Here is a 10,092-nt window from a genome sequence, read left to right as displayed (position 1 = left end):
CCAAAATACTTAATAAACTTTTTTTCATTTGATAAAATTTGATTAATATTAATATTTAAAGATGATATAATATTTTTATCACATTAAATCATCTACACAACAAATACAAATACTGTGCCACAAAAGATTATTTATTTAAAAAATGTTTATTTTTGATGGTAAATTCAAAGTAGAATTTGGATCCATTTTATTTTATAACTATATTTTCAAATTATGAAAAAACTGATATTACTTTTCCTTTCCATTTTATTTATTAATTGCAACACTACAGTTAAAGAGCCTACCGCTGAACAAATCCATAGTAATGTAATAACAATTGATACCCACGATGATATTGATGTAACAAACTTTACAGACAGTTTAAACTATACATCGGATACAGACACGCAAATTAACTTGCCTAAAATGATGGAAGGAGGGTTGGATGTCTCTTGGTTTATAGTTTATACCGGACAAGGGGATTTAACGCCGGAAGGTTATAAAAAAGCATCGGATAATGCTGAGGCTAAGTTTGATGCTATCGAACGTCTTGTGACTAAGTATGCACCGGATAAAATAGAGTTGGCTCTTTCAGCATCCGATGTTAGAAGGATATGGAAATCAGGGAAAAAAGTAGCAATGATTGGTGTTGAAAATGCATATCCAATGGGTTTAGATACCGCAAACATGAAACGATATTATGATCGAGGAGCTAGATATGTTTCTCTTGCTCACAACGGCCATAGCCAATTTGCTGATTCTAATACTGGAGAACGAGACAGCATATGGCTTCATGATGGACTCAGTGACCTAGGGAGGCAAATGGTTCAAAAAATGAACTATTATGGTATTATGATTGATTTATCCCATCCTTCAAAAAAAGCAAATCTAGAGATGATTACTCTTTCGAAAGCACCAGTAATTGCATCCCATTCTTCAGCAAGAGCACTGTGTGACCACCCAAGAAATCTTGATGACGAGCAGCTACTTGCTATTAAGAAAAATGGTGGAGTCGTTCAAACCGTTGCCTTGGGATCTTATTTAAATGCTGAAAAAGTCAAAAAATTCAATACTTTAAGAGATAGTATCTACAAAATATCAGCAGCTCAATTAGGAGTTGAAATGATTTCAATGAGACAACTCAGAGGGCTTCCAACTACTGAGATAGAAAAATATAGAGCTGATTATAAAAAAATAATAGATGCTTCAAAAGATCAAATTGAAGAAATCAAGAAAATAGCACCACCTGTTAGTGTAGTTGATTTTGTAAATCATGTTGAATATTTAGTTGAAAAAATGGGGATAGATCATGTAGGAATAAGTTCGGATTTTGACGGTGGTGGTGGGATAGAAGGCTGGAGTAATGCTTCTGAAACTTTAAATGTCACAAAAGAATTAGTAAATAGAGGTTTTGAGGAGGAGGAAATTAAAAAAATATGGGGTGATAATCTTTTAAGAGTTATGGAAGAAGTGGAAAATATATCACAAAAACTTCAAGGAAAATAGGATTATCCTTTTTTGTAAAAGTATTCTAACAAGTCTCCTATTGCAAGACGAATTTCATCTGTAGGTTTTTCAAAGTGATTTACCATGATCGAAAAAGAATACCAATTGCCTTTTTTTGAAATTAAATATCCTGACAGGTTATGGTTATTTCTTAACGTTCCCGTTTTTGCATAAACAAAAGGAACTTTCCCTTTTATATAGTAATTCTTTATCGTTCCTGGTTTTCCTCCAGCTGAAAAATAGTTTTGAATCTCAACCAAACCAATTTCCTTGTATATTTTTTGAAGTACAGATACTAATGTTCTAGGAGTTATCATTGTATATCTTGATAACCCTGAACCATCATACCACAAGACAGGGTCTGGAATCCATGAGTCCCAGTCTTTTTTTAATTGTTTTATGGCGTCTGGAGTTGAGAAAGTATTATTTAACTCCTTACTTATCATTAAAAGTAGTGACTCAGAAATTAAATTATCTGAGTCTTTTAAAACAGCATCATAAATTGGATCTAAATCTTTTGAATATAAAACCTTGTAGGTCAATAGGGGGCTACTGTCGGAACTTACCTCTGCGTTTAAACCATATTTCAAAAGGTCTAATGTTACTTTTTTAGAAGGTTTAAAGGGAATGAAAACCGAGTCTTTCCTTGAGATTTTTTGAGGGTTATAACTAAAATGATTGCTTGACTCCTCCCTTAAAATACTTGAATTTAATGTTTTATTTTCTGAAAATTCAAATACAGAAGGATAAAACGATACTTTATTGTTGTTTTTTGTTCCTAAAACAACATTTCCAAAAAGAGGAAAAATAGAAGGTGGAGCAGAAAAATAAAACAGGTAATCGTCCCAGGCCCATCCTGGCCCAAACCTAGGTAGATAAAACTTGTCGAAATGATAAGTTATTTTTTTATATAAATTTAGAAATGTTTCCAGCTCATTGTCTGGATATTTTGGATGAAATAATAGCGGATAACCGGTTGAAGAAATATGCAATTCTTTATTTAAAAAAGAATAGTTTATCATTGGCAAAGAATCAAAAGTCTGAATAGAGCCTAAAAAAGTTAAAAGCTTAGTATTTGAAGCAGGAGTCATATACTTTGATTGACTAACTCCCTTGATTTTTTTGTCCGTTCCTAAAGGTTGAATAGCAACAGCTACATGAGACCTTTCGAAAGCAGGATTTTGATTAATTATTCTTGATATTTTATTGGAGCTTATCCTTTGGCTAAAAATATTCGAACTAATAAAAAAAAGTATTATGAGCTTTCTCATTTACTAAAAATACAAAAACATTGTTGTTGAATTTAATGGAATAGATTCTAAATTAGATGTAATTTAAAATTTATGTATTTTTCAGAAACAGAAGAGTGGATTGCAATTTTAGCATGTGTTTTTATTGTGATTGGATTTACAGTCAGTACCATTCAAAATATTCGTGAAACTATCTCTGAGGAAAAGCAAAAACATGAACAGAAAAAACAAGAAGAATATAAGGTAAGAGAACTAATAAAGTATATAGACACCAAATCACAATTAATTGATAGCGTGTTGGATGCTCAAAAAAAATTAGATAAAAAAAAGAAATCTGTTGATAATAATAAATCCAAATGAAAAAAGAACTCACTTTAAAAGAAGCTATTTCGGTATTTGAAAAAAAAATATCTACCGGAATGTATAATGACTCTGTTCATAAAATTAAATTAATGACCGCCAGGGATATGATGATTAAGTTGTCAGACGAGAACGATTAGTATGTCATAATTTTGAAAATATAATAAAACTTAATTGATGGAATTAATCCCAACCAACGGAACTTCAATAGAGTCTATTCTTAGAGGGGTTCTGGGTATGATTGTTTTATTATTAATTTCCTACTCATTGAGCAATAATAAAAAGGCTATTGAATGGAAGACTGTTTTTCTGGGTCTTTTGACTCAACTAATCATTGCAATAGGTGTTTTAAAAATCATTTGGATATCTGATTCTTTTGAATTTTTTGGAAGCTTCTTTATTAAAATTTTAGAATTTACACAGGCTGGAAGCAGCATGTTATTAGGAGACTTAAGTAATACCGATAAAACAGGTTATATTTTTGCTTTTCAAGTTCTTCCGGTTATCATTTTCTTTTCTGCCCTAACCTCAATTGGATATTATTTTGGAATAATTCAAAAAATAGTTAGTGCGCTTGCTTGGGGCTTAAAAAGACTCTTAAATATTTCAGGGGCTGAGAGTCTTTCTATTGCTGGAAATATTTTCCTTGGCCAAACTGAAACTCCTCTTTTAATTAAAGGTTATTTGGAAAAAATGAATCGATCTGAATTATTTTTGGTTATGGTTGGAGGCATGGCCACGGTAGCAGGAAGTGTCTTAGGTGCTTATATTGGCTTTTTGGGGGGGGACGATCCGGAAACAAGATTGATTTTTGCAAAGAATCTATTGGCCGCTTCAGTGATGGCAGCTCCTGGGGCTGTTGTTGTTTCTAAAATACTATACCCACAAATTGAGGATGTCAAGTCAGATATTTCAGTCAATAACTCCTATTTTGGAGATACTTTTCTGTCTTCAATTTTGAAAGGAACCAATGAAGGGGTTAAAATGGCTGTTAATGTAGCCGCAATGCTTTTGGTTTTTATTGCATTAATCGCTCTTGTAAATGGGGTATTTGATTTCATTGGAGAGATTGGATTAAATGACTTAATTTCTAAAAACACTCCTTACACGGGATTGTCTATTGAATTTCTATTGGGAATTCTTTTTTCGCCTCTAATGTGGTTAATCGGAGTTTCAGTAAATGATACTATGTTAATGGGACAGCTACTAGGTGTAAAAATAGCTGCAAGTGAATTTGTTGCTTATATACAATTAGCTGATCTAAAAAATATTCAAAGTTTAATTCATTTTAATAATGAAAAGTCAGTAATTATGGCAACTTATATGCTTTGTGGATTTGCCAATATTGCATCTATTGGGATTCAAATTGGAGGTATTGGAATTATAGCTCCCAAAATAAAACATATATTAATTGAACTTGGATTAAAAGCCATGATTGCTGGAACACTGGTCTCTCTTTTCTCTGCAACCATAGCTGGAATGCTAGTTGGCTAATACTCTGCAGATCCCTTTTTCCAAAAATAGAAAAGTGCAAACAAAGAAACTATTCCTATAATTGAAGTAAGTAAAAAGCTAGAATTGTTTCCGTAAATTAAACTTCCTACACTAAACAAAACCGAATAAACAGAAAGTGTTCCAAAAAGCATACATAACAGTCCATTGGGAACATCCCATTTTTCTTTTTTACCCGTTATTTTTTTTCCTTTAGATTCAGCTACATCAAGTATATACTTCCACCCTGGTCCGCCAGGATGAACTTTTTTATAAAAATCCATTAGTACTTCGTCTGACTCAGGTTTAGTAAATATGGTTACCAATACCCAAGATAATGTGGTCAGGCCAACCCCAATTAATAATTGTATTGATGAAGAAATAATTTCAAAACCAAGCGCGGTATGAATCAGTTGAAGATAAACAGCTAAGATAAATGAAACTATCATTGCTGTAAACTCACTGTAAACATTAATTCTATACCAGAACCATCTAAGAATAAACAATAGACCCGTTCCTGCTCCAATCTGAAGAAGAATTTGAAAAGCTTGTAATGCGTTTTGCAAAGTTAAGGCAACTAGAGCAGCCATAATCATAAGTATTAGTGTAGAAACCCTTGCAAGAAAAACCAAGGATTTTTCAGAAGCATTTGGATTTATAAACCTATGGTAAAAATCATGAACTATGTAGGAAGAGCCCCAGTTAAGATGGGTAGAAAGAGTAGACATAAAAGCAGCCATTAGTGAGGCAATTAATAGCCCTAATAACCCTGAAGGTAAATAACTCATCATGGCAGGATAAGCAAGGTCGTCTCCAATTAAATCTGGAGAAACATTTGGAAACGCCAGTGATAAGGATTCAAGATCTGGAAAAACAATAAGTGAACAAAGTGCCACCAAGATCCAAGGCCAAGGTCTAACAGCATAATGCATGAAGTTAAATAGTAATGTTGCCCAAATAGCATTTTTTTCATCTTTTGCCGATAACATTCTTTGAGCAATATATCCACCACCACCAGGCTCAGCCCCTGGATACCAAACACTCCACCACTGAACAGCTAGTGGTAAAATTAATATGGTGATCAGTAAATCTGTTTGAGGATCATTAAAATTAAAATTTGTTATTGCAGGAATCACGGGAAGTTTAGGGATAACAATTGGATTAGAAATTAATTTACTCAAACCCCCAACTTGAGGGAGATTTACAATTACTACTGCCGACCATATAGTTGCAGTCATTGCGAGTATAAACTGGAAGAAATCAGTTATAATCACACCTCTTAAACCACCTAAAGCACTATACAAAACAGTAACCACTGCAGCAGAAACTAAAGTTTGTGCTGGTGAAAAATCGAGTAGTACACTTCCAATCTTTATAGCTGCCAAGCATACAGTTGCCATGATCATTATATTGAAAAAAACGCCTAAATATATGGCTCTAAAGCCACGCAACATTGCAGCTCCTTTGCCTCCATATCTAATTTCATAAAATTCTAAATCTGTCAATACTTCAGACCTTCTCCATAATTTTGCATAAACAAAAACAGTTAACATACCTGTTAAAAGAAAGGCCCACCAGACCCAATTACCTGCCACTCCGTTTTTTCTAACAATATCAGTTACTAAATTGGGAGTATCTGCTGAAAACGTAGTTGCAACCATTGAGATTCCCAATAACCACCAAGGCATACTTCTCCCAGATAGAAAAAAACTATTTATACTTTTTCCTGCGGTTCTACTTGTCCAAATACCAATTATTAGTGAAATAATAAAAAAACTAATGATGATGATCCAATCAATTGATTCTAACTGCATGTTCTAAATTTTAGTTGTATAAGTTAAATCTTAATAGATAAAAAACACAAATAGTCTCTTTATTTTTTTTAATGATATAATTTTGTTAATCAATGTGTTAATATTAAAGGATTTTAATTTGTTTTAAATTAGTAGGGATATATTTGATTAATATTTATAAATGGCAATAGATTTAATTTTAAATAGTTTTGGTAAAGTACTTTTAAAAATAGTACTGTTCATACTTGTTTTGTTTCCATTATTTTCATTTTCACAGTCTGAGAAAAGAAAAAAAATTATTATTTTACCTCAAGAAAATTCCTCTCTTTTATTAAGTCCAAAAAAGAATATGTCTCTCAATTATAAAATGGAGGACTTATCCCCTAAAAAAAATAAAAGCTCGAATATAAATATGATAGACCAAGAGGAATTCATAGATCCAAGTGAATATTATACTGCTAGAATGAACAGGAAAAAAGGAGAAAAAGATAAAAATGCCGATTACTTCAAAAACGACTTGTATCTAGGAGATTTTAAAACCACAGATCAAAATATTAATGTAGTCTTTAGAGATCATGAATATCCAGATGGAGATATGATTCAAATAAAAGTTAACGATAAGGTTGTGATGGGTAGCATATTACTTAAAGAAAATTTTAGTGGAGTCAATATTGAGTTAGAAGAGGGGTTTAATAGAATTGATTTTATAGCATTAAACCAAGGAGAAAGTGGACCTAACACCGCTGAGCTTAAAGTCTATACTCATTCTGGTACCCTTGTAGGTTCTAATCGTTGGAATTTAGCTACCGGAGCAAAAGCTACGTATATAGTGGTGAAAGAATAAGGGGTTTTTGTAAATTACCCAAATGAACGAGATTGTTGCATCCTTAGAAATATTACTTTCCCAATTAATAGCTCCTTTGGAATGGATAATGCTATTTTTTGTGTTAGGAGGGGGTTTATTTCTTTTGTTTTATTCTCGAGCATATCCTCTTACTCAAATTAAAAAAGCCTTTGGTTTATTACTTAAAAAAGAAGAAGATCAAGGGATTTCAAGATTTCAAGCATTATCAGCTGTACTGGCAGCAACTGTTGGTCTAGGAAATATTTCTGGAGTTGCTATCGCAATTCATATGGGTGGACCGGGTGTTTTAATATGGATGTGGCTGACAGCTATTATTGGTTCTATAATAAAGTTTTTTTCCTGTTCTTTATCTGTCCAGTTTAGGGAAAAAGAAGAAAACGGAAATCCCCTTGGAGGTCCTATGTATTATATGACTTTAGGGATTAAAAAGTGGGGTAAACCATTAGCTATATTTTTTTCTATAGCTGGTTTTTTTGGAGTTTTACCTGCGTTTACTGCCAATCAATTAACACAGACATTCGTCAATGTGATTGAGCCTAATCAATATCTTGCTTTGGGAGATCTGGGATGGAAAGTTTTGATAGGAATAGTTTTATCAATTATAAGTGCAACAGTCATTTTTGGAGGTTTAAAATCTATTGTTAAAGTCACTTCGAATCTGGTTCCATTTATGGTTTGTCTATATTTTTTGATGGGAATTTTTATTTTATTGAATAACGTATCAGAAATTATACCCACATTTAAATTAATATTTTTTGAAGCATTTAATACAAATACAGCAGTTACTGGGGGATTTTGGGGATTGGTGCTTTTAGGCGTAAGACGTGCAGTGTTCTCAAACGAAAGTGGTGTTGGAAACGCACCAATGTATCATGGACAGTCTCAAAGTTCGAAAGGAACAGATGAAGGACTTGTTGCTATGTTAGGTCCTTTGCTTGACACAGTATTAGTTTGTAGCATAACAGGTTTAATTGTGATTATGAGTGAAGCATACAAGATTCCAGGATTAAACGGAATTGTTCTCACTCTTGAGGCATTTAGAATATTATTTTTTGGTTTTGGTGATGTTCTTCTGCTTTTTATGGTTTCTGTGTTTGGAATCTCCACATTATTGACTTATTCGTATTATGGTGTTAAGTGCTTTGGCTTTTTAACCCATCGCAAATGGGGTAACTTTTACAATTATTTTTACATAGGGAGTATTGTTCTGTCGTGCGTGGTTACAGTTGAGGTTGTAATAGGAATAATTGATTTAGCTTTTGCACTAATGTGTATCCCGAACATGATAGCTATTCTTTGGCTCGCACCTCACGTGAAAAGAGAAATGCAATCTCGGAATTGGATCTAGATTCTTGTTTTTTTCTTTTAATTAAAAAAGGGGGAAACAAATTATTGAATTATGTATTTAATTTAGAGATGGTGGGCCAGGTAAAATCCTAGGGTTATATTCTTTATAATTTCTATTTTCTATAAAATCCTTTTTTACCTCTTTTATAAGAGATGGAGACTTATACAAATCTGCCATTGTCATTGCCAGTGCTTTCGAAGCATACACCATGCCTTTGTGTCCGATTGACATTCCTGTACAGGCAACAACAGCCCATGAATGCCAAGGACCTCCACTCGCAGCAGCTGTAGCAGACATTCTTATTACAGGTACTACTTGACTTACATCCCCCACATCGGTAGATCCACCTTGAGCAGGCATGGTCTCTTTTAAGGGATAAACTTTACCATCAATTCCTTTTTCAGGCTTACCTGTTTCTCTAAGAATAGTATTGGCATAGTTTATTTCATTTTCAGAATACTTTATTTCACCCAAAGATTTTAAATTTTCATGCATAATTTTAGCTCCTGTTCTGTTAACTTGAATCTCATAAATTCCTGAAATTAATTTAGTTTCATAACTAGTGCCTGTCATCAAAGCTGCACCCTTGGCGATATTTAAAGCTCGTTCGTAAAGAACATCAACATTTGCTCGATCATTCTCACGAAGTCTAGTCCATATTTGTGCATAATTGGGAACAACATTCACTACATCACCAGCTTTCTCAATCTGATAGTGAATTCGTGCAGTGGGTTTAATATGCTCTCTGTAATAATTTAATCCATTTGAATATAACTCCATGGCATCAACTGCGCTCAATCCATTCCATGGGTCAGCGGATGCGTGTGAAGAATTGCCATAAAATTTCACTCTAAAATCAACCAATGATTTAGAACTTTGAGTTCCTGATTCTATATTATCTCCCGGATGCCAATCCATGCATACATCAAGATTGTCAAACAGACCCTCTCTAACCATCCAAACTTTTGCAAAGATTGTTTCTTCGGCAGGGGTACCATAGAATATTACAGTTCCTTTAATATTTCCTTTCTCAATTTGTTCCTTTATTGCAACTGCAGCTCCTAAACTAGCTGTCCCAAAAAGGTTGTGACCACATCCATGTCCAGCTGCTCCTGGAACTCTTGATTCACGAGTTGGTTGACGCTTTTGAGATATTCCAGCATTTGCATCAAACTCTCCTAAAATTCCAATTATAGGCCTCCCTTGACCATATGAAGCGGTAAAGGCAGTTTCGATTCCAGCAACCCCCGATTTAACTTCAAAACCGTTTTTACGAGCATATTCCATTAAGGTCTTGGATGATTCAAACTCTACTAGAGATGTTTCGGCAGATTCCCAAATAGCGTCACTCGTTTGTATAAGATTTGTTTTTTGTTTTTCAATAGATTGTTGAATTTCTTTTTTTATTGTCTTGACGTTTTGCCCATAACTAAAAAGAGCTATTGATATTAAAAGGGTAGTAAGTTTTAATTTCATTTGGATTTTATTAAAAATTTAGAT

9 protein-coding genes are annotated in these 10,092 nt (G+C 33.3%); 6 read left to right on the top strand and 3 right to left on the bottom strand.

Annotation, left to right across the window (positions count from 1 at the left end; genetic code table 11):
- Positions 1-213: 213 nt before the first annotated feature.
- Positions 214-1,485, top strand: a complete 1,272-nt coding sequence (locus AC3ATN_RS02745; protein ID WP_487531706.1) for a dipeptidase — start codon at positions 214-216, stop codon at positions 1,483-1,485.
- Between the two features lie 2 nt (positions 1,486-1,487).
- Here the strand turns inward: AC3ATN_RS02745 and AC3ATN_RS02740 are convergent, their stop codons facing one another.
- Positions 1,488-2,756, bottom strand: coding sequence for a D-alanyl-D-alanine carboxypeptidase (locus AC3ATN_RS02740; RefSeq protein WP_487531705.1), 1,269 nt, complete (start codon positions 2,754-2,756; stop codon positions 1,488-1,490).
- A 72-nt stretch (positions 2,757-2,828) separates the two neighbouring features.
- Between AC3ATN_RS02740 and AC3ATN_RS02735 the strand changes: the two genes are divergently transcribed.
- Genes AC3ATN_RS02735 through AC3ATN_RS02725 form a run of 3 tightly spaced genes read left to right on the top strand, consistent with a single transcriptional unit; the run spans position 2,829 to position 4,589 of the window.
- Positions 2,829-3,095: a hypothetical protein gene (locus AC3ATN_RS02735; protein WP_487531704.1), complete on the top strand. Its 267-nt coding sequence runs from the start codon at positions 2,829-2,831 to the stop codon at positions 3,093-3,095.
- The gene (locus tag AC3ATN_RS02730) at positions 3,092-3,235 is read left to right on the top strand and encodes a hypothetical protein (RefSeq protein WP_487531703.1); all 144 of its coding nucleotides are present in this window, start codon (positions 3,092-3,094) and stop codon (positions 3,233-3,235) included. Before AC3ATN_RS02735 ends, AC3ATN_RS02730 begins: the two co-directional genes overlap by 4 nt.
- A 37-nt stretch (positions 3,236-3,272) precedes the next feature.
- Positions 3,273-4,589: a NupC/NupG family nucleoside CNT transporter gene (locus AC3ATN_RS02725; protein WP_487531702.1), complete on the top strand. Its 1,317-nt coding sequence runs from the start codon at positions 3,273-3,275 to the stop codon at positions 4,587-4,589.
- On the opposite strand, the gene AC3ATN_RS02720 is transcribed toward AC3ATN_RS02725, so the two are convergent.
- The gene (locus AC3ATN_RS02720; protein ID WP_487531701.1) at positions 4,586-6,400 is read right to left on the bottom strand and encodes a sodium:solute symporter family protein; all 1,815 of its coding nucleotides are present in this window, start codon (positions 6,398-6,400) and stop codon (positions 4,586-4,588) included. The two genes, AC3ATN_RS02725 and AC3ATN_RS02720, sit on opposite strands and share 4 nt — an antisense overlap.
- 160 nt (positions 6,401-6,560) lie before the next feature.
- Here AC3ATN_RS02720 and AC3ATN_RS02715 point away from each other — a divergent pair, with 160 nt between their 5' ends.
- Positions 6,561-7,223 carry a hypothetical protein gene (locus AC3ATN_RS02715; RefSeq protein ID WP_487531700.1) on the top strand — a complete coding sequence of 221 codons (663 nt, stop codon included), beginning with the start codon at positions 6,561-6,563 and terminating at the stop codon, positions 7,221-7,223.
- Between the two features lie 22 nt (positions 7,224-7,245).
- A complete protein-coding gene (locus AC3ATN_RS02710; protein WP_487531699.1) occupies positions 7,246-8,592 on the top strand; it encodes an alanine/glycine:cation symporter family protein in 1,347 nt (448 codons plus the stop codon).
- A gap of 57 nt (positions 8,593-8,649) precedes the next feature.
- Here AC3ATN_RS02710 and AC3ATN_RS02705 read toward each other — a convergent pair whose 3' ends face one another.
- Positions 8,650-10,068, bottom strand: coding sequence for an amidohydrolase (locus AC3ATN_RS02705; protein ID WP_487531698.1), 1,419 nt, complete (start codon positions 10,066-10,068; stop codon positions 8,650-8,652).
- Between the last annotated feature and the right edge of the window lie 24 nt (positions 10,069-10,092).

The sequence above is a fragment of the Candidatus Marivariicella sp. genome (genome assembly GCF_983056325.1).
Note: the sequence above shows the minus strand (reverse complement) of the source record. Positions and strands in the feature narration are given on the sequence as shown.

Bases quoted from the DNA above. Each gene is read 5' to 3' on its own strand.
- AC3ATN_RS02745 (WP_487531706.1), top strand. From the start codon at position 214: ATGAAAAAACTGATATTACTTTTCCTTTCCATTTTATTTATTAATTGC.
- AC3ATN_RS02710 (WP_487531699.1), top strand. From the start codon at position 7,246: ATGAACGAGATTGTTGCATCCTTAGAAATATTACTTTCCCAATTAATA.
- AC3ATN_RS02715 (WP_487531700.1), top strand. From the start codon at position 6,561: ATGGCAATAGATTTAATTTTAAATAGTTTTGGTAAAGTACTTTTAAAA.
- AC3ATN_RS02740 (WP_487531705.1), bottom strand. From the start codon at position 2,756: ATGAGAAAGCTCATAATACTTTTTTTTATTAGTTCGAATATTTTTAGC.
- AC3ATN_RS02735 (WP_487531704.1), top strand. From the start codon at position 2,829: ATGTATTTTTCAGAAACAGAAGAGTGGATTGCAATTTTAGCATGTGTT.
- AC3ATN_RS02725 (WP_487531702.1), top strand. From the start codon at position 3,273: ATGGAATTAATCCCAACCAACGGAACTTCAATAGAGTCTATTCTTAGA.
- AC3ATN_RS02705 (WP_487531698.1), bottom strand. From the start codon at position 10,068: ATGAAATTAAAACTTACTACCCTTTTAATATCAATAGCTCTTTTTAGT.
- AC3ATN_RS02720 (WP_487531701.1), bottom strand. From the start codon at position 6,400: ATGCAGTTAGAATCAATTGATTGGATCATCATCATTAGTTTTTTTATT.
- AC3ATN_RS02730 (WP_487531703.1), top strand. From the start codon at position 3,092: ATGAAAAAAGAACTCACTTTAAAAGAAGCTATTTCGGTATTTGAAAAA.